This window comes from Corynebacterium sp. zg254 (assembly GCF_024701495.1).
Taxonomy (GTDB): domain Bacteria; phylum Actinomycetota; class Actinomycetes; order Mycobacteriales; family Mycobacteriaceae; genus Corynebacterium; species Corynebacterium zhongnanshanii.
This window is the reverse complement of record NZ_WIAR01000003.1, coordinates 188,877-215,175: the sequence shown is the minus strand read 5'-3', so window position 1 is coordinate 215,175 and position 26,299 is coordinate 188,877. Positions and strand designations below refer to the sequence as shown.

Here is a 26,299-nt window from a genome sequence, read left to right as displayed (position 1 = left end):
GTCACGAAGTTGAGTCAGAATCACTCAATCCCGCTTGACGTCTCGAGAAAAATGAGCACAATGGAGCGCATGGGTTGAGTGAGTAACACTCAATAATGAACTTCCACAGGAAACCAAAGGAAAAGGAGAACACATCATGGGACGCGCAGTAGGAATCGACCTCGGAACCACGAATTCCGCAGTTGCAGTGCTGCAGGGTGGCGAGGCTGAAGTTATCGCCAACTCCGAAGGTGCACGCACCACCCCATCCGTCGTTGCTTTCACCAAGGGCGGCGAGGTCCTGGTCGGCCAGTCTGCCAAGAACCAGGCAGTCACCAACGTCGACCGCACGATCCGTTCCGTCAAGCGTCACATCGGCACCGACTGGACTAAGAATGTTGACGACAAGGACTACACCCCACAGGAAATCTCCGCTCGCACGCTGATGAAGCTGAAGCGCGACGCTGAATCCTACCTGGGCGAGGACGTCACGGATGCGGTCATCACCGTTCCTGCATACTTTAACGACGCCCAGCGTCAGGCCACGAAGGACGCAGGCCAAATTGCCGGCCTGAATGTTCTGCGTATCGTGAACGAGCCAACCGCAGCGGCGCTGGCCTACGGCCTGGAGAAGGGTGAGCAGGAGCAGACCATCCTGGTCTTCGACCTCGGTGGTGGTACCTTCGACGTCTCCCTGCTGGAGATCGGCGACGGCGTGGTTGAGGTTCGCGCCACCGCCGGTGACAATGAGCTGGGTGGTGACGACTGGGATCAGCGCATCGTGGACTGGCTGGTGAACAAGTTCAAGTCCGCTCACGGCGTGGATCTGTCCAAGGACAAGATGGCTGTTCAGCGTCTGCGTGAGGCTGCGGAGAAGGCGAAGATTGAGCTGTCTTCCTCCCAGCAGGCCTCCATCAACCTGCCGTACATCACGGTGGATGAGGACAAGAACCCTCTGTTCCTGGACGAGACCCTGACTCGCACCGAGTTCCAGAAGATCACCCAGGATCTGTTGGATCGCACCAAGGCACCGTTCGAGGCTGTGCTGAAGGACGCGGAGATCGGTGTGAAGGACATCGACCACGTGGTTCTGGTGGGTGGTTCCACCCGCATGACCGCTGTGAGCGAGCTGGTGAAGGAGCTGACCGGCGGCAAGGAGCCTAACAAGGGCGTGAACCCAGACGAGGTTGTTGCTGTGGGTGCTGCTCTGCAGGCCGGTGTGCTGCGCGGCGAGGTGAAGGACGTGCTGCTGCTGGACGTGACCCCACTGTCCCTGGGTATTGAGACCAAGGGTGGCGTGATGACCAAGCTGATCGAGCGCAACACCACCATCCCAACGAAGCGTTCCGAGACCTTCACCACGGCTGAGGACAACCAGCCTTCCGTGCAGATCCAGGTCTTCCAGGGTGAGCGTGAGATGGCTGCTCACAACAAGCTGCTGGGCTCCTTCGAGCTGGGTGGCATTGCGCCAGCTCCACGCGGTGTGCCTCAGATCGAGGTGACCTTCGACATCGACGCCAACGGCATCGTGTCTGTCTCCGCGAAGGACAAGGGCACTGGCCAGGAGAACACCATCACCATCCAGGATGGTTCCGGCTTGTCCCAGGAGGAGATCGACCGCATGGTGAAGGACGCCGAGGCTCACGCTGAGGAGGACAAGAAGCGCCGCGAGGAGCAGGAGGTCCGCAACTCCGCTGAGTCCATGGTCTACCAGACCCGTAAGTTCGTTGAGGACAACAAGGACAAGGTCTCCGAGGACCTGCAGACCAAGGTTGAGGACGCTGCGAAGGCTGTCGAGGAGGCGCTGAAGGGCGACGACATCGAGGCCGTGAAGGATGCGGTGGAGAAGCTGTCCGCTGAGTCCCAGGAGATGGGTAAGTCCCTCTACGAGGCTGAGGCCGCCGCAGGCGAAGGCGCTGCTGCTGGTGCCGAGGGCGCTGAGGCTGATCCAAATGTTGTGGATGCCGAGGTTGTCGACGAGGACGACGCTGACTCCGACAAGAAGTAAGCCACACCCGTAACCAGAGCCACTCGCATGAGGGAGTGGCTCACCCTTAAGTGAGGAGCTGCTAGAACATGGCAGATCAAGTAAACCCAGACGGGCACAGCGACCAGGACGATCCTCAGATTGACCCGCAGCTGGAGTCGGACATCAACGACGCGCTGGATGGCGTGGAGATTGGTGACGTCGATGGCGTGGAGGTTGGCCAGGGCAATCCGCAGGACCCTGCGGATGACCAGGGCTTGGCCGATGGTGAGGCTGGAGGTCAGGCTGACGGCGAGACCGCCGAGGGAGTCGAGGGAACCGACGCCGCCAGCGATCAGGCTGACGCGCAACCATCACCTGTGGAAGCGGAGTTGGCTGAGCGCACCGAGGACCTGCAGCGCGTGACGGCGGAGTACACCAACTACCGCCGCCGCGTGGAGCGGGATCGCGTGGCGGTCATTGAGACCGCGAAGGCGGATGTGGCCAGCAAGTTGCTGCCGATCCTTGATGACCTAGAGATGGCCGCCCAGCACGGCGACCTGAATGGGCCGCTCAAGGCGGTATCCGACAAGCTCAACGGTGTGTTTTCCTCCATCAACGTCGAAGCCTTCGGTGCTGAAGGCGAGGCCTTTGACCCGGAGCTTCACGAGGCCGTGCAGGATCTCTCCTCTGGAGATGAGAAGGTCATCGGCACGGTGCTGCGCCGAGGCTACAAGCTCAACGAGCGTGTGCTGCGCAACGCGATGGTCATCATCGCCGATCCGCAGTAGCGCTAGCGCTACGCCGCCACGGTCATTGCGCCGCGGCGGCTTTACTCGTCGTCATCGTGGCCGTCAGTGCCGTCGCGACCATCGCCGTCGTCGAAGCCTCCGCCCTGCATCCCTTCCATGATGCGCTTAATTAAGTACTCGGGCGGCTGGATTTCGAAGCGGACGCTGCGTCCGCCGTCGACGTGCTCGGAACTGACCTGCTTAATCGGCTCCACCTGACCGTCGTGCAGCACATTCACTTCCGTACTGAGCGGCGAGGGGTGCAGCCCGTGGTTCTCCGCGGTGAGGGTGAACACCACGCTCATGGACCCGGCCACGCTCGGGCCGGACCCCACCTCGGAGACCACGGTCATGTTCTTGTGGGGGGTTCCGTAAATCATGCCGGCGGAAATGTCCACGTCGGGCAGCATCCGCTCCATGAACTCGTCCAGGAACAGCGGCAGGGACCCCACGAAGGAGCTGCTTCCCTGAAACACCCAGCAGGACGAGTCCAGCTCGCCGCCAGGAACCATGGACGGGTGCGGGGAGCTGAGGCTGGTCAGTGGTTTGCCCTCCAGATCCTCGCTGCTTCCCACGTGCAGGTCCGAGTCCACCAGCTCCTGCCACAGATTCCGGTAGCCCATATGCCAGAGCTCCGGCAGGCTATCCCGGTCCTCCAGCAGCTCGGGCGTGAGGTTGTGGATGATGCCGCGGTGCTTCACGCACAGTCGGATGACGGTGGAGGGGCTCCACGGACGGACAGGAAACTCGCGGGATTCCAGGTATTCGGGAATCGCTTCGCCTTCGATCCACTCGGTGTCTTCGAGGGCGTCGAGCGCCCAATCGTGACTCAGCAGCTCGTCAATGGGGCTGATCCGCACGCGTATTCCGCGGTAAAAGTCCAGGTCGCTGAGCTTGCGGATGACGGTGCTGGCCCGTTTCCTGGTGAGGAACTCCTCCACGATCGTGGGCATGAACTCGTCGAATTTTTTATTCGACGCCAAGCGCATAACCAACGGCTCCAGATCCACCGTGTCGCCGTCGATGCTGACGGTGTTCTCGTGGAACTCTGGCGTAGCCTCGAAGCAATTCTGGCTGGTGGCGATGATGTGTTCTTCCATCGCGAGCCCCTGCTCGACCGTCAGCCCCGAGTAGTGGGGGTGCGGTGCACTGAGTTCGTGGAGGGCGTGGGAGACCGCGAACTCCGTGAGATCGGTCTGCTCATGCGGTGCTTCGGGGTAGGTCTGCGGGCTGTCGCTCTCGTTATCGTTGTCGCTCTCGCTCGGGCGACTGTCGCTGCGTTCGGCTTGCTCGTCTTCGACCTCGCTGCATTCGGCCTGCTCACCTTCGGTCGGGCTGTGCTCCGGATCCTCACGCTCAGCTTGCTGGCGCTCCGCTTGCTCGGGTTGGGATTGCTCGCGCTCAACCTGCTCCGAGCTGCCCATGGACTCGCGGGCTCCAGACACCTTGCCGGACAGCCACCTGCGAAACCACGACTTCTTACTCATAGTGCAAGCCTACGGAAAAGTGTCAGATTCTTCAGGTGCGCCGAGCCCACGTCACCCACCGCCGCAGCAGCATGTCCTGGGGTGCGAGCACCCGAGCCATCTCCGCAAGATCTTCCGCAGACGCCCCCGTGCTACACAGGTGCGCGCACGCGCGGAAGGCAAGGTCACGGGGAGTCGCCTGGGGATGTGCGGGAGGAAGGGACGCGGCGGCGGCGTCGGGGGAAACGGAATCAGCGCAGGTCAGCAGTGCCTGCGTGGTGAGGGTGATGTGCGACGGTGCCACGCGCGTTACGGCGTCGCGGGCGGCGATCGGCATGTCCTGCACGACCAGCTCGGCCACGGCGACATCGAGGGCCTCGCGGCGCAGGATCCCCGGGGCGTTCTTGGCCCAGGACAGGGTCTCCACCAGAGACGAGATGGTGCCGGTGCAGGGATGATCCAGCAGGGTGGCCAGCGCATCCAGAATATCGACGCTGCCCAACGCCGCCGGGGTGGAGGAGGTGAGTGGGGCGACGGCGAGATCGTCGATGAGGCGTCGGGCGGCGGGGATATCCTCCGCGCGCAGGTACGTCAGAGCCTGCTGCACCCGCACGATCCAGGACACCATCGCGGAGGAGGATTCGTGCGACGGCAGCTCGCCGAGCGCGAGGGCGAGCACATCGGCGAAGCTGTCGGTGGACTCGGCGAGGCGGGAGTCGAAACCGTGTCCAACCAGAAGATGTACGTCAATGTTCAGACGATGCGCAAGTGCCTCCACGGTCTCCGCCGTCGGCAGGCCCACTCCATTTTCCCAGCGTGAGATGGCACTCGGTGAGCAAATGCCGGACGCGAGGCCGCTCTGAGACAGGCCTCGGTCCAAGCGAACATGACGGAGACGAGGACCGAACGCCGCTGCCTCCTGACGTGGATCTGGCATAAAACCAGAGATTAAGGCGCAATCGGGTTTTTCGCAACAGAAACGTTGTTTTTTATGCGGGGTGTTTTATGCGGGGTGTTTTAAAAGGACAGTACGCCTGACTAGCAACGCCGCGACCGCTCCCAGCCCGCACGCCGCCGCGATGCACAGACCCAGTCCCAGCGAAGACCACGCAGCACCGGCCCACACCCCGACCGCCGCCGTGCCTAGCGCGCCGCCGCATTGCAGCATGAGCCGGCTGTGCGCTCCCACTGCGGGGGCCTGCGCGTCCGTCACCACCTCATACGCCGCAGACAGCGATAACAGAGTGCACACCCCCAAGCCAAGGCCGCGAACCAGGGACGCCGCGCAGATAGCCACAAGGCTGACCGCGCCCCACGAGTTCACCGCCTGGATCCCCACCGTTCCCACTGCCGCGACCACAAGCCCGGTTCCGATGAGGCTAAACGCGTTGAACTCCGCCCAGCGTCCCTTGACTAGGCGCCGCGCAGCCCACGCGCCGAGTCCTTGAATGCCTAGTGCCACGCCCGCGATCCAGGCGGGTTGCTGCAGCGAAGACTGCACGTGCAAGGACGTGGAGAGCAGCGTGCCATAAAACACCGTGCCCACAATTGTGCTGAGCAGCATGGCGCCCGCAAACGGACCGTGGCGATACAGGGACATGTCCAGTAGTGGCGCGTCCGATCGAATATCAAGCACCCAAAACACACCAATGAATGCGCAGGACACCAGCAGCATCAACGCAAGAACTCCGGGTGGCAGCTGTCCCACCGATGTGATCGTCCACAACAGGCCGACCATGCCACAGATTGCCGGGATGGCCTGGGTGATGCCTAGCGGGGTCGTGCCGTGCTGCCGAGAAGATACGACGCCCGGCGTGTTTGCTGACGCCCCAGGCGCGAGAGCGAGTGCAACGCAGGCGATGGGCACATTAATAAGGAAGAGAGCGCGCCACCCCACAGCATCCACCAGCACCCCGCCAAGGAGAGGCCCTACAGCAGGTGCAACAACCGCCGGCAAGCCGATGGTGGCCAAGGCCGAGCGCATATTGTCCCGCCCAACGATATCCGCGATGAGAGCCTGGACCGCGGGCATGATGAATCCGCAGGCGCCACCTTGGAGGATCCGGGCGATGAAAAACAGGGGGATGTTTGGGGCCACACCCACGAAGGCTGAGGTAGCAGCGAACATCAGAATGGAGCACCACCAGACTCGACGAGAACCGCAGCGTCGGATGCAGGTGGTGGACAGGATGATGCCGACGGTGGCCGCGAGCATATAACCAGATATGCCCAGCTGAAGGTCGCTTTCGGGGGAGTGGAACTCCCGACTGATGGTCGGTAGTAGGACATTGACCAGGCTGGAGTCAATGAGGGGAAGGATGACCGTCAGCAGCATCACCACAGTGGCGCGCCGGGAGAGCGTACGGTGCGTAGGTGTTGGTGAGTGGTCCATGGGGAGTACCTCATTGGTGATGAGCAATTGTGATGACTCACTCCATGGAAATAGCACAGCCGGATGGTCTGCAAGGCCTGAAAAAGCACTGCGTAAGCTCGTGCGACGCTACTGATCAGAAGCGTGTTCTTATCTTTCTTTCAGGAAAGCTGTGCATTGTGTACCCCCATGGCGAGGAGGTGGGTGTCTGAGAGAGTGGCAGCGGGGGAATAAAGACAAACCCCAAACGTTAGCCTAAGTAGATCAAGAAAGTTCAGCGCGGTACACTCAACTTAGGAAAGGAGGCTGGCATGGCTCAGCGCGAGTGGGCAGACAAGGATTACTACCGTGACCTTGGGGTTAACTCCAAGGCCAGCGCGGAGGAGATCAAAAAAGCATACCGGAAAATCGCCCGTGAAGACCACCCCGATAAAAAGCCAGGGGACAAGGCAGCCGAGGAACGCTTCAAGAAAGCGTCCGAAGCCTATAGCGTTGTCGGCGACAAAGACAAAAGAGCCGAATACGACGAGTTCAAACGCATGGTCGCCTCCGGCGGTTTCAACGGCTTCTCCAACTTCACCTCATCCGGCCGTTCCAGCGCAGGCTTCGACCCCTCCGACGTCTTCGGACGCGCCGCATCCACCGGCGGATTCGGAGACATCTTCAGCAACCTCTTCGGCGACGACGGCCGGGCCTCTGCCGCGGCGGGTGCGGGGGCACGCGGCGGGCAGCGTCGGACAGACAACGGGCGCGGCGCCGACGTGGAAACAGAAATCACCCTGGAGTTCCGCGAGGCAACCAAGGGTGTGACCGTCCCCATCCGCCTGACGAAACCCGACCCCTGCGGTACCTGCCACGGAAGCGGCGCGAAAGCCGGCACCACCCCGAAAACCTGCGGCACCTGCCACGGAAGCGGCATGGTCAGCGAAAACCGCGGAGCCTTCGGCTTCAGCCGACCCTGCGCGGACTGCGGCGGAGCCGGCAGCATCATCGACGAACAATGCCCCGACTGCTCCGGAACCGGACGCGTCACCCAGGCCCGCACCATCACCGTGCGCGTGCCCGCAGGAGTGGTGGACGGCCAGAAGGTGCGGCTCGCCGGTCAGGGAAGCGCCGGTGAACGCGGCAAGCCCTCCGGCGACCTGTTCGTCACCGTGCACGTCAAGAAGGACAAGGTCTTCAGCCGAAACGGCGACGACCTGCTGCTCAACGTGCCCGTGAGCTTCCACGAACTGGTGCTCGGCGGGACCGTGACCGTGCCGACGCTGGGCAACAAAGTTCGCCTGCGCATCCCCCAAGGCACCGCCGACGGCACCACGCTACGCATCCGCGGACACGGAGTGCACAAACGCAACGGCGCCAGCGGCGACCTGCTGGTGACCGTGCACGTGACCGTGCCGAAGGACCTCGACGAAGGCGCGATGAGTGCGCTGCGGAAATACTCCGAAGAGGAAAAGCGCAGCGGCTTCGACCCACGTGAAGGATGGGAGGGCAACTCATGAGTTCCACCGACGAGCACGCTGACAAAGGCCACGATCGGGAGCGACGCGAGCGCGGGGCCGGGCAGGAGCGCGGTGGTCACGAGGGTCGCCAGGGGCGCGAGGGTGAGCACGGCCGGAAGCGGCAGAAGAAAGATGCCCGCGAAGTGTTCGTGATCTCTGTGGCCGCAGAGATCACCGGCATGCACGCCCAGACACTGCGCACCTACGACCGCATCGGACTAGTCACCCCGGAACGCACCCGCGGCGGTGGCCGACGGTACTCCCGCGACGACATTGACCAGCTGCGGGAAATCCAACGCCTCTCTCACGAAGAGGGCGTGAATCTGGCCGGCATCAAAACCATCATCGGCCAGCAGAACCGCATTCGGGATCTGGAAGCGGAAAACGAAGCGCTGCAAAGCCGCCTGCTGGAAACCCAAGCGGAACTGAAGCGGCTGCTCGCCGCCCACAACGCATCCAGCTCGAGTGGTCGCAGCGGGCGCTCCCGCGGCGAGATCGTCCACGTTCCCCGCTCCACCGCAGTGGTGATGTGGGAGCCGCGGAGGCGGCGCCGCGATAACTAAGGGCGGCGCCGGGATAACTAACGAGCCCGCGCTCCTACAGACTGATCGCGCCCTGCGCGATCAGCACCAGCGCCAACACCGCACACCCCACAATGCCCGCGGCGATGAACCACTCGAAGACATTGAACACGCGCCCCTTCGCCTTGATACGCGTGACCATGTAGATCGCCATGCCCGGCAGGATCAGCAGTGTACCCAGAAGCACGAAGTGCAACTCCGCCGCGTACAACAGCCAGCACGAGTACGCAAAGGCGACCAGACCCAACACCAAATGAAGCGTGTTCGTGGAGGGCTTTACGTCGGGTCCGGAGATATTGAATTTGAGGCCGGCGTCGGGATGATTCAGGCCCTCACCTCGCGTGGCGAGCAACAACAGGTACAACGACGAGAACACGTACGGCACCAGGTACAGCGACGTCGCCAGCTGCACCATCGTGGTGTACGTGGATTCGTTGAGGTAAAAGACCAGGATGAACGCTTGAATCACCACGGCGGACATCAACTGCGCGATATACGGCGCGCCCATCGCATTCGTGCGGCCCACCACGCTCGGCATCAGACCATCCTGCGCCATGAGGGTAATCGGCTCCGCGCACAGCATCTGCCAGGACACATACGCACCCAGCACAGAGATGCACAGACCCACCGAAATCAGGCCGGCGCCCCACGGTCCCACCACGTGTTCCAGGACGGACGCCATCGAGTTGTCACCCATCTGCGCCAGCTCTTCGCGGGAGACCACGCCATAGGACAGGAAAGACACGCTGGTCAGAAGCAGGAACACCGTCACATAGCCCAGCAGCGTGGCCAGCGAAATATCGCGACGGTGGCGCGCACGCTTGGAATACGTGGACGCGCCCTCCACACCGATGAACGCCCAGACCGTGAACAGCATCATGGCCTTGACCTGCTGCATCAAGGTGTGAGGCTCATCCGCGCCCGAACCGAACGTGGGATTGTTGCCCCAGAAATCAGCCGTGAAGACTTCCGTGTTGAAGCCCAGGAATGCCGTCAGGATCAGGAACGCCGCGATCGGCAGTACCTTGGCCACCGTCGCCACCACGTTCACAATGGCGGCCTGGCGCACACCACGGGACAGCACCGCAAAGATCGTCCATGTGAGCGCGGACACGGCGAAGGCCTGGAACAGGGCATGGTCGCCATTGAAGATCGGAACGAAAAAGCCCAGCGAGCTGAAGAACAGCGTGGCATAACCCACCTGGGCAATGATCGTGCCCAGCCAATAACCCCACGCCGAGGCGAAGCCCACGAAATCACCCAGGCCGGCCCGCACGTAGGAGTACACGCCTGAATCCAAATGCGGCTTGCGCAGGGCCAGCGCCTGGAACACGTACGCCACACACAGCATGCCAAGGCCCGTGATGGCCCAGCCGATCATCGCTGCGCCGGGGGAGGCGACCGACGCGATGTTCTGCGGCAGGGCGAAAATGCCCGCGCCGATGCAGGATCCGACGATGAGGCTGACGAGGGTGCCCATGCGCACGGTGCGCGGGTCGTCGACTACGAGTGCCTCCGCGCTGGCAGGCTTGGCTGGGGAGTTCTGAGGATTCTCATTGCTTGAGACAGTCACCTGGACAAAGTACCTCAAAAATCCGACCTTCAAAAGGTACATGGGCCATAGTGCGCCCTCGCAACACCGGACGGCGACGTCACGGCTTCCCATCCCACAGGTAACTGGAGTGAGCATTATTCTCCCCGCGCATCCATAGGTATCCCGTCATAAGTTTGTCCCACGCGTCCGACGCCGAGCGCGGCACCGGATCCGGCCCATGCCCCAGAAGACCCTTCCATAGCGGTGGTACCAGCGCGCTGGCCCCTTCCGTGGCCCAAATGTTATCTCCCAGCTGCCGCTGCGCGGTGTGCGGAACGCTCGGAGGAATGTGGGTGCCCGGCGAGCCCATGAGGTGAATATCGTCCGCTTGGAAGGACTTGTCTCGCGCTGCCTCGCCCACCACCACGGACCCATAGCTGTGCCCCATGACCTTCAGCTGCGCGTGCGGATTCTTCTGCCGCAGTTCCTTCTGGAACTCCCGCAGTGCTGGGCCGGCCTTCTTCGCCGGCAACTGGCTGAACCCTTCGGGTAGATTCTTCGGCGCCTGGTACCCGTGCCATGCCACCACGGCCAGTTTTTCGCCGCGCCCGGCGGCCTCCCTGACCTGCTGCTCTGCCCAGATGGTCTTCTGCCGCACCATCGATTCTGCGCTGCTGCCCACGCCGGAGACCAGCGTGATGATTCGATCCGCGGACTCCACATTCCCGACCGTCACCACGGGCCCGGTCGGGGTATCAATGCGGGACACGGGGGCGGGGCCGGCGGCGGGCGAGGGAACTTTATTCGCTTCCGGCTCCCGCGCGGAGGCTTGCGCCGACGAGAGCCCCGCCAGCGCTGTGCTCGCCGCAACGTCCGACGCCGCCGTTGCCACCACAATGCCCTTGAGAATCATGCTCAGCACCGCCGCCATCTCCCACATCGCCGCCGCGACCCCCTCGCCCCCAGGGATCACGCTAGCGGCCGTCGCCGCGGCCAGCTGCCAGGTAGACGGGGTCACATCGCCGTGCGCGCTGACCTCGAAACCCAACCCTCGAGCCAATTCCAGCGTGGTGGCCGCCCCCTCCTGGAACCCTTTCAGTGCCGCGCTGAATATCGAGGTCACGCCCCCTGCCGCGCTGGTTGCCAGACCTAAGGAATCGGTCCTGTTGGCCGTGGACTGCGTGCGGTGGCTTGCGGCGTCCGCGGCGTCCCCCGACCATGCCGCGCCGCCCTGCCACGTGGCGGTGGTGCGCACGTCCTGCGCGCACGCGCGGGTGGTAGACCCGACCTGTTTTAGTGTGTCCGCGCTGCCCGAAAATTCCTGCGTCGGCGCCGTTTCAATGTCGAAGATGGAAATCACGGTGTGCCTCCCTGGCAGAGCGCTTGGGCGTCGTGCTCCTGAACGTCCCGGGCGAACTGCAGGATCGAGTCGGACGTCACGCCCAATCCCTCTGCCTGGCCCGAAAAAATTGTTCCGGATGCTGCCATGAATGTTGATAACCGACGCCCAGCTTCCCCAAAAACAGCCACCCGCCCTGTGGGTGCGGCGCGTAGTTCCCGGGCAGCCGCGGCGATGCGCCAGGAGTTGTCCTTGATGGTGTGCGCGTGTGTGATCACCATCCCCGGTAGCAGTGTGATCTGCCCTAGTTCGTGCCACGCGGCGACATCTGCCTGCATGAATCCCCCTCGTGTTGTGCTGTGCAGTGAGCTCTGTAGGTTGCACCCTAGCGGGGTGCGGCGGGCTAGGGAAGAAAAGTTTTCGTGCCTGTGGATAACTTCGTCTGGATGAGGAGTTTTCCACAGCCGTTATGGGTTAGGTTTGCCTAATGTTGTTGGGGTGGAGTAAGCAGGACCGGCGTCGCAGGAGGCCGAGTAGGAAGCGAGGCGCCCACACAACGCCCACGGACAACGTAGGCTGGAGGCCATGCGCATCGCAGTGATCCAAATGAACGCAGAGCCGGACGTCGAAGCGAATTTGGCGATTATCCGCAAATACATCGCCTCCGGCGCCGCTAACGGCGCAGACCTCGTGGTGTTTCCCGAGGCCGCAATGTTCCCCTTCGACCACGGCCGGCTCGACACTGTGGCACAGCCACTCGACGGCCCCTTCGCCCAAGCGGTGATTGAGACCGCCCAGGAGCACGGGACCACCGCCGTGGTGGGGATGTTCACCCCAGCCGATACTGTGTTCCGCACGCCGGCCGGTGACATTGTGGAAGAGCTGCCCGAAGGCTCCGGTGAGGCAAACCGTGTGAACCGCGTGCACAACACACTGCTCGTGGCAGGCCCCAACGGAGTGACCCACTACAACAAGATCCATACCTACGACGCCTTCGGTTACCGCGAATCGGACACCGTGAAGCCCGGCGACCGGCGCGTGGTGGTGGACGTGGCAGACACCACCATTGGCCTGGCGACCTGCTACGACATCCGCTTCCCCGGACACTTCGCGGCCCTGGCGTCTGCTGGCGCGAAGGTCATGATCGTGCCCAGTAGCTGGGCGGACGGGCCCGGGAAGCTGGATCAGTGGCGCACCCTCACCATGGCGCGGGCGCTGGATTCTGCCAGCTATCTTGTGGCCGCGGGCATGGCGCGCCCCGGTTCGCCGGACCGCTACGGCTACGCGGACGGGCCTACCGGCATCGGCCACTCTGTGGCCATCGGCCCGAACGGCGCGCGCCTGGCAGAGACAGGGTATGCCGCGCAGGTGCTGACCGTGGATATTGACCCCAACCGGGTGGATAAGATCCGCGAGACTGTTCCGGTGCTGGCGGGGCACAGAACGGATCTGGAGATCGGCGAAGGTGCGGAGCACTTCGAGGGCGTTTAGCCCCGAAGGTTGAGCACAGCGAAGGGGTTTAGACCCCCGAAGGTTGAGCACAGCGAGGGCGTTTAGCCCTCCAGCGTGCGTGGCTTCGACCGATATTCCACCGGGGTTTTCGAAAAGGTCAGGGGATTGCTTACGCTGGGTGACCCATCGATGGTTGTGATGGGATTCAGCCCTAAGTCTGTGGCGAATTCAAATGCTTGATCAATGGAGTTCACTGGGCCGGCGGGAACCCCGGCGTCACGCAATAATCTGAACCATTCCTGCGCATCGCGACTAGACAGCGCGTCTGTGATGATGGCAGCCAAGGAATCCCGGTGGGCAACGCGGGACGTATTGGTCTGAAAGCGTTCATCCTCGGGAAGGTCGGGCCGTTCAATAACGTGGCAAAAGCGCTGGAAAAGGGAATCGTTTCCCGCGGCTACCGCCAGGTCGCCATCGCGCGTGCGGAATACCTCATAGGGGGCAATAGAGGGATGCTTATTGCCCATCGCTGTACCCACAACTCCGGCTCCCACAAAAGCGGAAGATTGATTGGCTAGGGAGGATAATGCCGCCTGGAGCAGGTTAATTTCAATGCGCTGTCCTTCGCCGGAGGCGTGCCGGTGATGCAGCGCGGCAAGAATGCCTATGCCCAGGTGCAGGCCAGTGAGAACATCCACCAGAGCCACGCCTACTTTCACTGGCTTATCCGGGGATTCGCCCGTGACGGACATGAGCCCGCCGACTGCCTGAACCACCAGGTCATAGCCGCCGATATCGGCGCCGGCATTGCTGCCAAATCCGGATAGTGATGCGTAGATCAGGCCGGGGTTGATGGCGCTGAGCTCCTCATATCCCAGGCCCAGACGCTCCATTGTTCCGGGCCGGAAATTCTCCACTAGAATATCGGCCTTCGCGGCAATCTCCGTGGCTTTCTGCAGGCCCTCCTCGGTGTGCAAATCCAGCTGGACGGTCTTTTTATTACGATTGACTGCCGCGAAATACGTGGACACGCCGTCGGCATTAAACGGTGGACCCCACGCGCGCGTGTCGTCGCCGGTGCCGGGGCGCTCAATTTTGATGACCTCCGCGCCCATATCCGCGAGCATCATCGTGGCGTAGGGGCCTGCCAACACACGGGAGAAATCCGCAATAACCACTCCGTCTAATGCGCCCATTTAGCGGAATGCCTCCTCACCAGTTAGTGCCTTACCGATGATGAGCTGGTGCATTTCCGCGGTGCCTTCGTAGGTCAGGACGGACTCGAGGTTATTGGCATGGCGAAGCGGCGAGTATTCCAGCGTGATGCCGGAGGCACCCAAGAGGGTACGGCATTCCCGAGCGATGGCAATGGCCGTGCGCGTGGAATTAAGTTTGCCCACGGAGACCTGATGCGGCTCCAATTTGTGCTGGTCCTTCAAGCGCCCCAGCTGAAGAGCGAGCAGCACTCCCTTGTTGAGCTCCACGGACATATCCGCCAGCTTCGCCTGAGACAGCTGGAAGGAGGACAGGGACTTGCCGAAGACCTGGCGGGTGTTGGTGTACTCCAACGCGGTGGTGATGCAGTCGCGGGCAGCTCCCAGCGCGCCCCAGATGATGCCGTAGCGCGCCTCATTCAGGCAGGTGAGCGGACCGCGCAGCGAGGAGACCTTGGGGAGGCGTTGAGAGTCAGGCACGCGGCAGTTGTCCAGCACAATTTCGCCGGTGATGGACGCGCGGAGGGAGAGTTTCTTGTGGATCTCCGGCGCACTGAACCCAGGGGTTCCCTTCTCCACGATGAAGCCTGCGTAGCCATCTTCCGTGCGGGCCCACACCACGGCCACATCGGCCACGGGGGAGTTGGTGATCCACATCTTCGTGCCGTTGAGGATCCACTCGTCGCCTTCGCGGGTGGCGCGGGTTTTCATGGAGGCGGGGTCAGAGCCGGCGTCGGGCTCCGTGAGTCCGAAGCATCCCAGCGTGGTGCCGGCCGCCATTCCTGGAAGGTACTTTTCCTTCTGCTCCTCGGAGCCCCAGTGGTGAATGGCGAACATGGCCAAGGACCCCTGGACGGAGACGAAGGAGCGCAGCCCGGAGTCCACGGCTTCAATCTCCATGCAGGCCAGGCCGTAGCTCACGGCGGAGGCGCCGGGGCAGCCGTAGCCTTCCAGGTGCATTCCCAGTGCGCCGAGCTCACCGAACTTCGGCCCGAGTTCCTTGGCGGGGAGCGTGCCTGCGTCGAACCAGCTTTGGACGTGGGGGGCCAGTTCGGAGTGAGCGAAGTCCGTGACGGCGTCGCGGAGCATGCGCTCCTCGTCGTCGAGGAGGCCATCGAAGCTGGAGAGGGTGAGTGGATCTGTTGTGGACACGGTCATTATCCTTACGTATATAGGTAAACTAGTACGGATTTGAGTAAGTACTAGTGTAGGTGAATAATCTCCAGAAGGAAAGTAAAACTTTCACATATCCCACAACGCTGCAATAATTGCCGTTCAGAAAGCTCGGTCGCGCCAGCACACACAGACGACATCACACCAGAAAGGGACGTGAACCGCGGATGCCGCCCCAGGACAACACACAGCGCTTTCCCTTCGTCAGCGAGGGCGGCTCCCACCGGCCGCGCCACCGAACCGTCGATCGCATCGCCGCCATCCTGGAACACGTCGCCCGAGCACCCGAACCCCAAGGCCTCAGCGACATCGCCACCGCCATCGGCGCGCCCGTGAGCTCCGCGCAATCGCTGGTCAACGGCCTCACCGCGGCGGGATACCTCCAGGAACGAGGCCGCGGATTCGCCTTAGGTTTGGCGCCATACCTGCTCAGTACGGTAGCCGGGCGTCGTCCCATTGAGATCGTCACCCACGACATGCTGGAGGACATCGTGAGTAGGACGGGGTACATTGCGGTGCTGGCCGTGCTGGTCGGCAACAACGTCTACTATGTGGACTACGCCGCCAGCGACCCCTCCTTCGAATACCTCGCCCAGAACAAGCTGCGCCGGCCCCCGCTGGAGACGTCCTCGGGCTGGGCGCTGCTCGCCGGGCTGGACCCCGACACCGCCTGGGACATGCTGCTCGACCACCAGCTCACCGGAGGGACCAACGCAGAGATCAGTGCTGACCTGCTGAATCGTTTCCAGCGCGAATACCCCGTCCTGCGCGAAACGGGGGAGGTCATCGCGCCGGGAATCGCCCAAAACGGCGCCGACGGCGTGGCGATCGCGGTGAAGGAGCACGGGCGGGTGGTGGCCGCGGTTGCGGTTATCGCCGCGCCCGATCAAATTGCCCGCGACGCCCACACGATCATCGCAGCGCTCCGCGATGCGCGCCGCCGGTGGGAGCAGTAGGCGGGGGGTTAGCCGGAGGCGCTGGAGAGATTCGGCACCCACATCACCAGGTCCGGCCACAACAGCGCCGCCGCGGCGATCAACAACATCACCAGCACATACGGGAATGCGCCCTTAAAGACCACGACAGGGCTTATTTTGACGGCCTTCGAGACTACGAACACGTTAATGCCCATGGGTGGTGTGACCATTCCGGTTTCTGCCAGTAGGACGACGAAAATGCCAAACCAAATGGGGTCGTATCCCAATTCTTCAACGATGGGCAAGGTCATGGGAACCGTCAAGGCGATAATCGCGATCTGATCCATAAAGAATCCCAGTACCACATACACCAGACCAATGAGCGCCATCACCACTAAAGGTGGCCACGCCGCCTCGCTAATGCTGGCCACCAAGCGTGGCGTGACGCGGCTCAGCGTGAGGAAATCCCCCAGCACGTGCGCCGTCATGATGATCGCGAAAATCATGGCGGAGGTTTTCACTGTTTCCAACACGGCCACGCCGAATTGGTCCCGATCCCACTTGCCTTTGGCAACCACCAGGATCAGTGCGGCGATTGTGCCCAGTGTGGCAGCCTCCGTGGGGGTGGCAATTCCGAAGAAAATAGAGCCCACCACCGCGCAGAAAATAACCAACAAGGGAGAGGCTTTCCACACATGCGTCAGCTTCTCTCGGAGCGTGGAACTGGACCCCGCCGGTGCGACCGAGCGATCGCGCAGAAAGCCCAGATACATCGTGATGATCAGGCCGCAGGCCACCAAAAGCCCCGGGAAAAATCCTGCAATAAGTACCTGACCCACGGGGGCTTCTGCGGTAATCGCATAAAACACCAGAATGATCGACGGTGGAATCATGGCCGCCAGAGTGCCTACTACCGCAACAAGCCCCGTGGCTGTGCCGCGCGCGTAGCCTTCCTTCATCATGCGCACCGACGAGGTCTGCGCCAGCGTGGCAGCCGCCGCAGTCGAGGAGCCGGATACCGCGGCAAACGCCGTTCCGGCACCCACGCTGGCAATGGCCGTTCCGCCGGGGAGGCGTCCGATGAGGGAGCGCGCGGCGTCGAACAAAGAATCCAGCAGCCCGGACATCAGTAACAATTGAGCCATCAGAATAAACAAAGGAATGGCAGATAGGGAATTGGAGCGCACCGCGGCAAAAGGCGAGGTTTCGAGCGTGTGTAACGCGGCGGGGAAGCCTTCCAGAATAGTGAGGCCGAGCAGGCCCGAGGCCAGGATCGCGAAACTGACCGGAACCCGAAAAACGATGAGGGCTACGAGGACAATGAGTATTCCAACGACGAGCATGATTAGTGTCCTTCCTCGCCAGGGTCGTAATCAGTGAAGGGTCTGTGCCAGGGGGTTGTGACCTCGCGGTAGAAATCAATGGCGGCAAGAAAAGCGCACAGAATAGCGGCGCAGGGGACGATAGCGCGGAACGTCCAATCGGGAAGCGGAAGATCAGCCATTCCCGGCAGAGTTTGATGATGAAGAGAAAACGCCATCCACGTCTCATTCCACCCGGCCAGCGCCAGCATCACCATGGAAAAAGCCACCGATGCGTGGATCAGCACCAAAATGACCTTCTGCACGGGCCGAGGGAGCTTGGTGAATATCGTCTCCACCGCAATGTGTGTGGACGTGCGATAAGCAACAATAAGCCCAAAGAAGGCGATCGTGGGGAGAAGATATTTCTCCGTGAGACTGATATTCCATCCCAGTGGATGGCTCAATACCTCGCGCATGAACACCTCTGCTGCCGTGATAAGTACCAGAAGGATAATGGCTGCGCCGGCAATCCAGGTGCACACAGCAGAAATGGCATTCTGGATTTTATCCAGCCGGGGATGGTCTGTGGTGCGAAAGCCGTAGGGGGTGCGGGTGGCGGTGCCGTCGTGGCCCGGATGTATCACCAGATGTGGCATGGTTTTAACCTCGTTTCGTGGCGCGGTGGGCGTGTTTCTTCAGCGCGGATTCCCACGCGTCCATCACCTCGTGGCCGGCTAGCCCGGTGGATTCGGCGGCGTTGATCCAGGACTGCTTGACCGGCTCGTTAAGGGCTTCCCACTGGGCGCGATTCTGGCCGACGTCGTGGAAGCGCACCCCAGCTTTCTTCATGGCCGCGATGGATTTTGCGCGAGAGCCGTTGAGGGTCTCGCACAGGGATTGTTGGGCCTGCTCGCCGGCGTGCGTCAGCGCCTCCTGCTGCTGCGTGGTCAGCGAGTTCCACGTGTCCACGTTGATCCCGTAGAAGAAGGTGAAATTGCCCTGCTCGGCGCCCTCAGTTGAGTCCGTGATGACGTCCTCCAGGCCATATGGAGTGATGCTGATGGGGCTGGCCAGGGTGCCCTCCACCGTGCCGCGCGACAGGGCCTCATAGAGGTCACCGATAGGCATAGCGACGCCCGCGGCGTGCATCTGGTCAATCACCCGATCTAAGGCGCCGCCGGTGGAGCGAAGGACTTTTCCGCGGAGATTATCAGGGTTGGAGGGGTCGATGCCGGCGGACATGGCCTCGTATCCGGGGATGGATCCCGTCCACAGAGGTCTGAACTTCATGGGAGCCATTTCTTTGTCGTAGAGAATCCCGCCGGGCATCACCAGGTCCCGTAGGGCGTAGGCGGTGACGCAGGAATCGGAGCCGAAGCCGGGGAGGTCGCCAATGCCGCTTAAGGGGAAGGTGGAGCTGACATAGCCAGGAGCGATGACTGCGAGGTCAGCGTTTCCGCTGCGCACGATCGACGGAATATCGGCCTGCTTGCCCAGCTGTCCGGATGCAAAGTAGTCGATGGTCATGCCGGTTTCTTGGGCGGAGGCCGTCATGGCGTCGAGGAAAGGTTGAGTCCCGCCCTTGCCGACAGGGTGCTTGAGGGCGTAATTATCGGCCATGGTCAGGCGGGTGAGGTTGGGGTTGTCCTGGCCGTTGTTCTCTTTGAGGGAGCAGGCGGTGAGGCTGGAGGCGGCGAGGATCGTGACGCTGAGGGCGGCGATGATGGGCGATCGACGATGTGTGTTCTTCATGAGCCCCTCCAAGCAGGGAAGTGTTTACTTATATACGTAAACTATTTCTGATTTACATAAGAGTGAAGCATCCTTCGCAAGGCTTGGCAAGTAGTTTCCGAAAAGAAATGTCAATGGGGGCAATGTTGTGGGGTAGATCACAGTGCGAAAACGAAGTTGAGTGGAATAGACTCAAGGGCATCAAGGTTGAGCCTAGTGAACGCAAGGTTGAATGTTCAGATTCACCGTTACTAAGGAGGACTCACAATGTCGAACTTCACTCCTACCACCAAAACCCGCGAGGCAATGCAGGTCGCGCTGCGCAGCGCCGTTGCGCAAGGAAACCCGGACATCCGCCCGGCTCACCTCCTCGTGGCCCTTCTGGAACAAGAAGACTCCATCGCACAACCCGTGCTCCAGGCTGCCGGGGTGGACCCCGACGACGTGCTCTCCGCCGCGCGCGGAATCGTCAACGGATTCCCCAGCGCCTCCGGCTCCAACATGGCCAACCCCAACTTCAACCGGGACGCCGTCAATGCGCTGAACGCCGGCCAGGAACTGGCCGATCAGCTGGGGGACTCCTTCGTCTCCACCGAGGTGCTGCTGGCAGGAATCGCCAAGGGCAACGACCCCGCGGCAAAGCTCCTCCAGGACCGCGGCGCCACCACCGAGGCACTCAAGAGCGCCTTCCAATCTGTGCGAGGCAACCGCAAGGTCACCTCCGAGGAACCCGAAGGGCAATTCCAAGCCCTGGACAAGTACTCCACAGATCTCACCGCACGAGCACGCGAAGGCAAGATTGACCCAGTGATCGGCCGCGACCAGGAAATCCGTCGCGTGGTCCAGGTGCTGTCCCGTCGAACCAAGAACAACCCCGTTCTCATCGGTGAGCCCGGCGTGGGTAAAACCGCCATCGTGGAAGGCCTGGCCCGTCGCATCGTGGCCGGTGATGTTCCGGAATCACTGCGCGGCAAGCGCCTGATCAGCCTGGACCTTGGCTCCATGATCGCCGGCGCCAAGTACCGCGGCGAGTTTGAGGAGCGCCTGAAGGCCGTCCTGGACGAGATCAAGGAAGCCGACGGCGAGATCGTCACCTTCATCGACGAGCTCCACACCATCGTTGGAGCGGGCGCCGGCGGCGATTCCGCCATGGACGCCGGCAACATGATTAAGCCACTCCTCGCCCGAGGCGAGCTGCGCCTTGTCGGCGCCACCACCCTGGACGAATACCGCAAGTACATCGAAAAGGACCCCGCCCTAGAACGCCGATTCCAGCAGGTCTACGTGGGCGAGCCCACAGTGGAAGACACCATCGGCATCCTGCGCGGCCTGAAGGAACGCTACGAGGTTCACCACGGCGTGCGCATCCAGGATTCCGCCCTGGTCGCTGCAGCCACTCTGTCCGATCGCTACATCACCTCCCGGTTCCTGCCAGACAAGGCCATTGACCTGGTCGACGAGGCGGCGTCGAGATTACGCATGGAAATTGACTCCCGCCCGGAGGAAATCGACGACGTGGAGCGCGTGGTCCGTCGCCTCGAGATTGAGGAGATGGCGCTGTCCAAGGAGACGGACGTTGCCTCTCGCGATCGGCTGGAACTGCTGCAGGCGGAGCTGGCCGACGAGCGGGAAAAGCTGGCCGGCCTGACCGCCCGCTGGGAAATTGAAAAGGGAAGCATCGATAACCTCCGCGAGCTGAAGGAGGAGCTGGACCACCTCAACCGCGAATCCGAAATTGCCGAGCGCGAAGGCAACTTCGCCAAGGTCGCCGAGCTGCGCTACGGCCGCATTCCCGACGTGGAAAAGAAGCTGAAGGAAGCCGAAGACGTGGTCGCCACACAGGAGGACATGATGCTGACCGAGGAGGTCTCCCCGGACACGGTCGCCGAAGTGGTGTCCGCCTGGACGGGAGTTCCGGCCGGCAAGATGCTGCAAGGAGAGACCGAAAAGCTCCTGCAGATGGAGAACATCCTGGCTGGTCGCGTGGTCGGGCAGGAGGATGCGGTGAATGCCGTATCCGACGCCGTCCGCCGCGCCCGCGCCGGCGTGGCCGACCCCAACCGGCCCACCGGATCCTTCCTGTTCCTCGGCCCGACGGGCGTGGGCAAGACCGAACTCGCCAAGGGCCTGGCCGAGTTCCTCTTCGACGATGAAACCGCCATGATCCGCATCGACATGTCCGAATATGGCGAGAAGCACAGCGTGGCGCGCCTGGTGGGTGCTCCTCCGGGATATGTGGGATACGACGCCGGCGGTCAGCTGACCGAGGCCGTACGACGACGCCCCTACAGCGTGGTGTTGTTCGACGAGGTGGAAAAGGCACACCAGGATGTGTTCGATATTCTCCTGCAGGTGCTGGACGAAGGTCGCCTCACCGACGGCCAGGGACGGACAGTGGACTTCCGTAACACCATCCTGATCCTGACGTCCAACCTGGGTGCCGGCGGCACACAAGAGCAGGTCATGGAGGCGGTGAAGCGCCACTTCAAGCCAGAGTTCATCAACCGTCTGGACGACGTGCTGATCTTCGACGCGCTCAACGAATCCCAGCTGGAGGCCATCGTGGACATTCAGCTGAAGGGATTGGCGCAGCGGCTGGCTGGCCGGCGCCTTGACCTGGACGTGTCCCCGGAAGCCAAGAAATGGCTTGCCGAGCGCGGATACGATCCGGCCTATGGTGCGCGCCCACTGCGTCGTCTGATTCAAAAGGCAATCGGCGATCGTTTGGCGAAGCTGCTGCTGGCCGGTGAGATTCGCGACGGCGACACGGTCCGCGTGGACGCTACGGCGGTCAGCGGCGGTGCCGACGACGGGGCAACCCAGCTGGACATCTACGGGGTCACGCCCGAGGATGCCGAGGCCTAGGGGCCCGAGTCTGGGGACTAGGGGGCCGAGGAGCGGCCTAGAGAAATTGCGTGAGCCGGTGGTTGAAAGGATCCACCGGCTGCTTCGCTTTCGGCAGCTTGTCCACAACGCACAAGTAGGAATCGGTAATCAGATCCTTCACTAACTCCGGACTGATGCCGGGGCCAGCCACCACGCTATTCCAATGCGTCTTATTCATGTGGTACCCAGGGGTGATCTCGTCATACTGCTGCCGGAGGCTCACGCCTTCGTCCGGGATCGCCTTCAGAATGATCATCTGTGTACGCGCCGGATTAAAGTGTGGGTGGGCGCGGATCATGAAAATCTTGCCGCGAACCCGATAGGCATCCCAACCCTCGCCGAAAGGCTGATCACGAGAAGTTGCCGGCAACTCCAGCGCGTGCTGGTGAGAAACGCTGACGAGTTCTTCGGGAGTCATGGGCCAAGTGTAAAAGAATCGGTGGGGGATGTGTCCTTGGGTGGCGCTTTATCTGGTGTCTCAGCCGGTGTCTCAGCTGGGTGCGAAAGGAGAGTAGAAGGGACACGGAAGGAGATGGGAAGAGGAAGCGGAAGGGTAGGAGAGGTACCCCCGTTGATGTACGGGGAGGACTGCCGTATCCAGCACTATTGGGTTCAAATAAGTTCTGCGAAAATACTTAGCCGGGCGTCGAACGGGTGAAGCAGCACATCAAAGTAATGACGCACCTCACAATTGTCTGTAATTTGTGGGGTGTGCCATATAACTGCTGAAGTGGGCGGCTGATAAGCACCATCGCACACACGCGAGCGTGGTGCAGCGCGCAACTTCATGCAGGTCTACACGTGGCGCTGAACCATCACAGAAAGGCTTGATCGCAGATGACTGTTTACGCAGACCCAGGAACCAACGGCTCGCTTGTTACCTTCAAGGAGCGCTATGAAAACTTCATCGGAGGCCAGTGGGTGCCTCCCGTTGACGGCGAATACATGGACAACGTATCCCCCATCAACGGACAGAAGTTCTGTGAAGTGCCACGCTCCAAGGCAGCGGACATCGAACTAGCCATCGACGCCGCCGAAAAGGCAGCACCAGGCTGGGGCAAAACCAGCGTCCAAGACCGCTCCAACGTCCTGCTGAAGATCGCTGACATCCTGGAACAGAACCTCGAGATGCTCGCCGTGGCAGAGACCTGGGACAACGGCAAGGCAGTCCGTGAAACCCTGGCAGCAGACCTCCCACTGGCCGTGGACCACTTCCGCTACTACGCAGGTGCCCTGCGTGCGCAGGAAGACCGCACCTCCCAGATCAACGAAGATCTGGTCGCCTACCACTTCCACGAGCCACTGGGAGTGGTCGGCCAGATCATCCCATGGAACTTCCCCATCCTCATGGCCGCATGGAAGATCGCCCCAGCGCTGGCCGCCGGAAACGCCATTGTCCTGAAGCCCGCCGAGCAAACCCCAGCATCCATCCTGGTGCTCGTGGAGCTCATCCAGGAGGTACTGCCAGAAGGTGTGCTGAACATCGTCAACGGCCTCGGAACCGAAGCCGGTGCAGCACTGACGGCCACCGACCGCATCGCAAAGATCGCCTTCACCGGCTCCACCGAAGTCGGAAAGATCATCAACAAAGCCGTGGCTGAGAAGCTGATCCCCGTCACCCTGGAGCTGGGAGGCAAGTCCCCATCCGTGTTCTTCGCAGACATCATGGACAAGGACGATGACTTCCGCGAAAAGTGCGTGGAGGGCCTGGCCATGTTCGCCCTGAACCAGGGCGAAATCTGCACCTGCCCATCCCGCGCACTGGTCCACGAGGATATCGCCGAGGAGTTCCTGGCTCTGGCCATCGAGCGCGTGAAGAACATCAAGGTGGGTAACCCACTGGACACCGACGTGATGATGGGCGCACAGGCATCCCAGGAGCAGATGGACAAAATCACCGGCTACCTGAAGTCCGGCCCAGAAGAAGGCGCAGAGGTCCTGACCGGCGGAAACGTCAACCAGATCGACGGCCGCGATGGCGGTTTCTACATCGAGCCAACGATCTTCAAGGGCCACAACAAGATGCGCCTGTTCCAGGAGGAAATCTTCGGCCCCGTGCTCGCCGTGACCACCTTCAAGACCTTCGAAGAAGCCATGGAGATCGCCAACGACACCGAGTACGGCCTCGGCGCCGGCGTATGGTCCCGTGACGGACGCACCGCCTACAAGGCAGGCCGCGAAATCCAGTCCGGTCGCGTGTGGGTCAACAACTACCACCAGTACCCAGCTCACGCAGCCTTCGGAGGCTACAAGAAGTCCGGCCTGGGCCGCGAAACCCACCTGATGATGCTGGACCACTACCAGCAGACCAAGAACCTGCTGTGGTCCTACGACGAGAAGCCCATGGGCTTCTTCTGATCCAGATAGGGGTTGGCACGCGAGCGGCTCTGGTGAGCCGCTCGCGTGCAGGCCGCGCCTGCGGTGTGGCGCGCGTGAGCAGCCGCTCAGACGGGGATCCGGATCATCGCATGAACTGATGAGTGCTGCGCGGCCGGCTCGAGCCGTTTAAATGAGGATGCGGATGCGGGGAGAGAAGCGTGGGGGAGTGAGGTTGGGCGTCGGATAAAAATCGAACATCGCACAGCGAAGATGATGAATGTAGGGGCGGGACAGTAGTATCGGGGTCGGCAACGAACCAGGCGGCGCGGGCGCACGACACACAGACGTGCTGGCGCTACAGAGCAGAAAGCGACAAGACCACCATGGGTGACTCTGAATACACCGCATTTACCCTCATGACGGACATTGGATTGATCTCCATCCTCATGATCATCGGTACCTTCATGAGGCGCCACTTCACATGGTTCCGCAACCTGCTCATCCCGTCGCCCATCATCGCGGGACTGCTCGGGCTGCTGCTGGGGCCAGAGGTGCTGGGCATCATGCCCTTCTCCAACGCGCTCGGCGATTACTCCACCCTGCTGATCGCCATCGTGTTCGCCTCCATGCCGTACTCCATGAGCTTCCAATCCGGCGACATGAAGAAGGCCCGCAACATGTGGGCCTACTCCACCTCCATGTTCCTGGGGCAATGGGCCATCTTCATCCTGCTCGGAATCTTCCTGTTCAAGCCACTGTTCGGCACGGAAGACTGGTTCGGCATGATGCTGCCCGTCGGATTCGTGGGAGGCTTCGGCACCGCAGCGGCCGTGGGAGGCGCTTTGGACGGAGTGGGTGCGGACGCCGCCATGTCCCTGGGCTTCATGTCCGCCACGGTCGGAACGCTCGCCGCGATTGTGGGCGGAATCATCTTCGCCAACTGGGGAATCAAATCCGGCCGCGCCAACACCCTGCCGAAAGAACTGCCCTGGGAGCTGCTCTCCGGAGCCATCGAAGACCCGAAGAAGCAACCCTCCATCGGTAAGGCAACCACCAACCCTTCCTCCATTGAGCCGCTGGCCCTGCACCTCGGGTTCATCATGATGACCGTGATGTTTGCCTACTTCATCCAGCAGGCCATCCAACACCAATTCCCCAACGTGTCCATCCCGCTGTTCGCGCTGGCCTTCGTGGTCGGAATCCTTGGAGTGCTGGGGCTCAAGGTCATCAAGCGGCCCGAGTACCTGAACCCACAGACCGTGAAGTCCATCTCCGGTGGATCCACCGACTACCTGATCGCCTTCGGTGTGGCCTCCATCGTCCCCTCGGCCATCGCCTCCTACTGGCTGCCGCTGCTGGTGCTGTTCCTCCTGGGCCTGGCGTACTGCTTCGTGTTCTTCCGCTACATCTCCCCACTCTTCTTCGGAGAAAAGTGGCTGGAACGCGGCGTGTTCGGCTGGGGCTGGGCCACCGCCGCCGTCGCCACCGGTATCGCCCTGCTGAAGATCGTGGATCCCGACCTGAAATCCGGAACCCTCAACGACTACGGCGTGGCCTATGTGGGATTCGCTCCCTTCGAAATCGGCATGACGATCCTGGCGCCCATCGCGGTGGTGTCCGGATTCACGTTCGGCCTGGGAGGGGCAGCGTTGGTGGCCGGGGTGGGAATCTTCCTGTTCCCGATACTTTCTGGATGGCTGCCGAAACAAAGCGGGAAGCAGGGCGGTCAATCGTCCGGACAACAGGCCGGATAGCAGTCGGGATAACAGGCTGG

General features: G+C 62.0%; 21 protein-coding genes. 9 read left to right on the top strand and 12 right to left on the bottom strand.

Annotated features, from left to right (window positions below; genetic code table 11):
- The first annotated feature begins 136 nt into the window (after positions 1 to 136).
- Both dnaK and grpE read left to right on the top strand, forming a co-directional pair.
- Positions 137 to 1,987: a molecular chaperone DnaK gene (gene dnaK, locus GC425_RS08515; protein ID WP_151844698.1), complete on the top strand. Its 1,851-nt coding sequence runs from the start codon at positions 137 to 139 to the stop codon at positions 1,985 to 1,987.
- A 68-nt stretch (positions 1,988 to 2,055) separates the two neighbouring features.
- Entirely contained in the window at positions 2,056 to 2,736 is a 681-nt protein-coding gene (grpE, locus tag GC425_RS08510; protein WP_257823183.1) for a nucleotide exchange factor GrpE, read from the top strand.
- A 41-nt stretch (positions 2,737 to 2,777) separates the two neighbouring features.
- On the opposite strand, the gene GC425_RS08505 is transcribed toward grpE, so the two are convergent.
- The 3 genes from GC425_RS08505 to GC425_RS08495 all read right to left on the bottom strand — a co-directional run bounded on the left by GC425_RS08505 (position 2,778) and on the right by GC425_RS08495 (position 6,594).
- On the bottom strand, positions 2,778 to 4,223 hold the full coding sequence (locus GC425_RS08505) for a hypothetical protein (RefSeq protein ID WP_257823164.1): 1,446 nt from the start codon (positions 4,221 to 4,223) through the stop codon (positions 2,778 to 2,780).
- A 31-nt stretch (positions 4,224 to 4,254) separates the two neighbouring features.
- Positions 4,255 to 5,139, bottom strand: a complete 885-nt coding sequence (locus GC425_RS08500) for a helix-turn-helix domain-containing protein (protein ID WP_257823162.1) — start codon at positions 5,137 to 5,139, stop codon at positions 4,255 to 4,257.
- Between the two features lie 66 nt (positions 5,140 to 5,205).
- Positions 5,206 to 6,594 (bottom strand): MFS transporter, encoded by a 1,389-nt coding sequence (locus tag GC425_RS08495; RefSeq protein WP_151844694.1) that lies wholly within the window; start codon positions 6,592 to 6,594, stop codon positions 5,206 to 5,208.
- Positions 6,595 to 6,884: 290 nt separating this feature from the next.
- On the opposite strand from GC425_RS08495, the gene dnaJ reads away from it, so the two are divergent.
- Together dnaJ and GC425_RS08485 are read left to right on the top strand one after the other, a co-directional pair.
- Positions 6,885 to 8,075, top strand: coding sequence for a molecular chaperone DnaJ (gene dnaJ, locus GC425_RS08490; protein ID WP_151844693.1), 1,191 nt, complete (start codon positions 6,885 to 6,887; stop codon positions 8,073 to 8,075).
- A complete protein-coding gene (locus GC425_RS08485; RefSeq protein WP_151844692.1) occupies positions 8,072 to 8,638 on the top strand; it encodes a heat shock protein transcriptional repressor HspR in 567 nt (188 codons plus the stop codon). The genes dnaJ and GC425_RS08485 overlap by 4 nt, the downstream gene beginning before the upstream one ends.
- A 34-nt stretch (positions 8,639 to 8,672) precedes the next feature.
- Here GC425_RS08485 and GC425_RS08480 read toward each other — a convergent pair whose 3' ends face one another.
- The 3 genes from GC425_RS08480 to GC425_RS08470 all read right to left on the bottom strand — a co-directional run bounded on the left by GC425_RS08480 (position 8,673) and on the right by GC425_RS08470 (position 11,810).
- Positions 8,673 to 10,229: a basic amino acid/polyamine antiporter gene (locus GC425_RS08480; protein ID WP_370451992.1), complete on the bottom strand. Its 1,557-nt coding sequence runs from the start codon at positions 10,227 to 10,229 to the stop codon at positions 8,673 to 8,675.
- Between the two features lie 79 nt (positions 10,230 to 10,308).
- Complete coding sequence (locus GC425_RS08475; RefSeq protein WP_151844691.1) at positions 10,309 to 11,550, bottom strand: alpha/beta hydrolase; 1,242 nt, start codon at positions 11,548 to 11,550, stop codon at positions 10,309 to 10,311.
- Positions 11,547 to 11,810, bottom strand: a complete 264-nt coding sequence (locus GC425_RS08470; RefSeq protein WP_257823151.1) for a hypothetical protein — start codon at positions 11,808 to 11,810, stop codon at positions 11,547 to 11,549. The genes GC425_RS08475 and GC425_RS08470 overlap by 4 nt, the downstream gene beginning before the upstream one ends.
- A gap of 304 nt (positions 11,811 to 12,114) precedes the next feature.
- Here GC425_RS08470 and GC425_RS08465 point away from each other — a divergent pair, with 304 nt between their 5' ends.
- Positions 12,115 to 13,020 carry a carbon-nitrogen hydrolase family protein gene (locus tag GC425_RS08465; protein WP_151842611.1) on the top strand — a complete coding sequence of 302 codons (906 nt, stop codon included), beginning with the start codon at positions 12,115 to 12,117 and terminating at the stop codon, positions 13,018 to 13,020.
- Between the two features lie 62 nt (positions 13,021 to 13,082).
- On the opposite strand, the gene GC425_RS08460 is transcribed toward GC425_RS08465, so the two are convergent.
- Both GC425_RS08460 and GC425_RS08455 read right to left on the bottom strand, forming a co-directional pair.
- Positions 13,083 to 14,177, bottom strand: coding sequence for a CaiB/BaiF CoA-transferase family protein (locus GC425_RS08460; RefSeq protein WP_151844690.1), 1,095 nt, complete (start codon positions 14,175 to 14,177; stop codon positions 13,083 to 13,085).
- Positions 14,178 to 15,353: an acyl-CoA dehydrogenase family protein gene (locus GC425_RS08455; protein ID WP_151844689.1), complete on the bottom strand. Its 1,176-nt coding sequence runs from the start codon at positions 15,351 to 15,353 to the stop codon at positions 14,178 to 14,180.
- Between the two features lie 182 nt (positions 15,354 to 15,535).
- Here GC425_RS08455 and GC425_RS08450 point away from each other — a divergent pair, with 182 nt between their 5' ends.
- Complete coding sequence (locus GC425_RS08450; protein WP_151844688.1) at positions 15,536 to 16,324, top strand: helix-turn-helix domain-containing protein; 789 nt, start codon at positions 15,536 to 15,538, stop codon at positions 16,322 to 16,324.
- Between the two features lie 8 nt (positions 16,325 to 16,332).
- Here the strand turns inward: GC425_RS08450 and GC425_RS08445 are convergent, their stop codons facing one another.
- Genes GC425_RS08445 through dctP form a run of 3 tightly spaced genes read right to left on the bottom strand, consistent with a single transcriptional unit; the run spans position 16,333 to position 19,341 of the window.
- Positions 16,333 to 17,628 (bottom strand): TRAP transporter large permease, encoded by a 1,296-nt coding sequence (locus tag GC425_RS08445; RefSeq protein WP_257823133.1) that lies wholly within the window; start codon positions 17,626 to 17,628, stop codon positions 16,333 to 16,335.
- A 2-nt stretch (positions 17,629 to 17,630) separates the two neighbouring features.
- Entirely contained in the window at positions 17,631 to 18,245 is a 615-nt protein-coding gene (locus tag GC425_RS08440) for a TRAP transporter small permease (protein ID WP_151844686.1), read from the bottom strand.
- A 4-nt stretch (positions 18,246 to 18,249) separates the two neighbouring features.
- Positions 18,250 to 19,341 (bottom strand): TRAP transporter substrate-binding protein DctP, encoded by a 1,092-nt coding sequence (gene dctP, locus GC425_RS08435; RefSeq protein ID WP_257823107.1) that lies wholly within the window; start codon positions 19,339 to 19,341, stop codon positions 18,250 to 18,252.
- Between the two features lie 246 nt (positions 19,342 to 19,587).
- On the opposite strand from dctP, the gene clpB reads away from it, so the two are divergent.
- The gene (clpB, locus tag GC425_RS08430; RefSeq protein WP_257823089.1) at positions 19,588 to 22,185 is read left to right on the top strand and encodes an ATP-dependent chaperone ClpB; all 2,598 of its coding nucleotides are present in this window, start codon (positions 19,588 to 19,590) and stop codon (positions 22,183 to 22,185) included.
- 37 nt (positions 22,186 to 22,222) lie between these two features.
- On the opposite strand, the gene GC425_RS08425 is transcribed toward clpB, so the two are convergent.
- Positions 22,223 to 22,624 (bottom strand): MmcQ/YjbR family DNA-binding protein, encoded by a 402-nt coding sequence (locus GC425_RS08425; RefSeq protein ID WP_257823087.1) that lies wholly within the window; start codon positions 22,622 to 22,624, stop codon positions 22,223 to 22,225.
- Between the two features lie 419 nt (positions 22,625 to 23,043).
- Here GC425_RS08425 and GC425_RS08420 point away from each other — a divergent pair, with 419 nt between their 5' ends.
- Entirely contained in the window at positions 23,044 to 24,564 is a 1,521-nt protein-coding gene (locus GC425_RS08420; RefSeq protein ID WP_257823085.1) for an aldehyde dehydrogenase family protein, read from the top strand.
- Positions 24,565 to 24,908: 344 nt separating this feature from the next.
- Positions 24,909 to 26,279 carry a sodium/glutamate symporter gene (locus tag GC425_RS08415; protein WP_151844681.1) on the top strand — a complete coding sequence of 457 codons (1,371 nt, stop codon included), beginning with the start codon at positions 24,909 to 24,911 and terminating at the stop codon, positions 26,277 to 26,279.
- The last annotated feature ends 20 nt before the right edge of the window (positions 26,280 to 26,299 follow it).

Coding starts and splice junctions, on each gene's coding strand:
- dnaK (WP_151844698.1), top strand. CDS start 137: ATGGGACGCGCAGTAGGAATCGACCTCGGAACCACGAATTCCGCAGTT.
- grpE (WP_257823183.1), top strand. CDS start 2,056: ATGGCAGATCAAGTAAACCCAGACGGGCACAGCGACCAGGACGATCCT.
- GC425_RS08505 (WP_257823164.1), bottom strand. CDS start 4,223: ATGAGTAAGAAGTCGTGGTTTCGCAGGTGGCTGTCCGGCAAGGTGTCT.
- GC425_RS08500 (WP_257823162.1), bottom strand. CDS start 5,139: ATGCCAGATCCACGTCAGGAGGCAGCGGCGTTCGGTCCTCGTCTCCGT.
- GC425_RS08495 (WP_151844694.1), bottom strand. CDS start 6,594: ATGGACCACTCACCAACACCTACGCACCGTACGCTCTCCCGGCGCGCC.
- dnaJ (WP_151844693.1), top strand. CDS start 6,885: ATGGCTCAGCGCGAGTGGGCAGACAAGGATTACTACCGTGACCTTGGG.
- GC425_RS08485 (WP_151844692.1), top strand. CDS start 8,072: ATGAGTTCCACCGACGAGCACGCTGACAAAGGCCACGATCGGGAGCGA.
- GC425_RS08470 (WP_257823151.1), bottom strand. CDS start 11,810: ATGGTGATCACACACGCGCACACCATCAAGGACAACTCCTGGCGCATC.
- GC425_RS08465 (WP_151842611.1), top strand. CDS start 12,115: ATGCGCATCGCAGTGATCCAAATGAACGCAGAGCCGGACGTCGAAGCG.
- GC425_RS08460 (WP_151844690.1), bottom strand. CDS start 14,177: ATGGGCGCATTAGACGGAGTGGTTATTGCGGATTTCTCCCGTGTGTTG.
- GC425_RS08455 (WP_151844689.1), bottom strand. CDS start 15,353: ATGACCGTGTCCACAACAGATCCACTCACCCTCTCCAGCTTCGATGGC.
- GC425_RS08450 (WP_151844688.1), top strand. CDS start 15,536: ATGCCGCCCCAGGACAACACACAGCGCTTTCCCTTCGTCAGCGAGGGC.
- GC425_RS08445 (WP_257823133.1), bottom strand. CDS start 17,628: ATGCTCGTCGTTGGAATACTCATTGTCCTCGTAGCCCTCATCGTTTTT.
- GC425_RS08440 (WP_151844686.1), bottom strand. CDS start 18,245: ATGCCACATCTGGTGATACATCCGGGCCACGACGGCACCGCCACCCGC.
- dctP (WP_257823107.1), bottom strand. CDS start 19,341: ATGAAGAACACACATCGTCGATCGCCCATCATCGCCGCCCTCAGCGTC.
- clpB (WP_257823089.1), top strand. CDS start 19,588: ATGTCGAACTTCACTCCTACCACCAAAACCCGCGAGGCAATGCAGGTC.
- GC425_RS08425 (WP_257823087.1), bottom strand. CDS start 22,624: ATGACTCCCGAAGAACTCGTCAGCGTTTCTCACCAGCACGCGCTGGAG.
- GC425_RS08420 (WP_257823085.1), top strand. CDS start 23,044: ATGACTGTTTACGCAGACCCAGGAACCAACGGCTCGCTTGTTACCTTC.
- GC425_RS08415 (WP_151844681.1), top strand. CDS start 24,909: ATGGGTGACTCTGAATACACCGCATTTACCCTCATGACGGACATTGGA.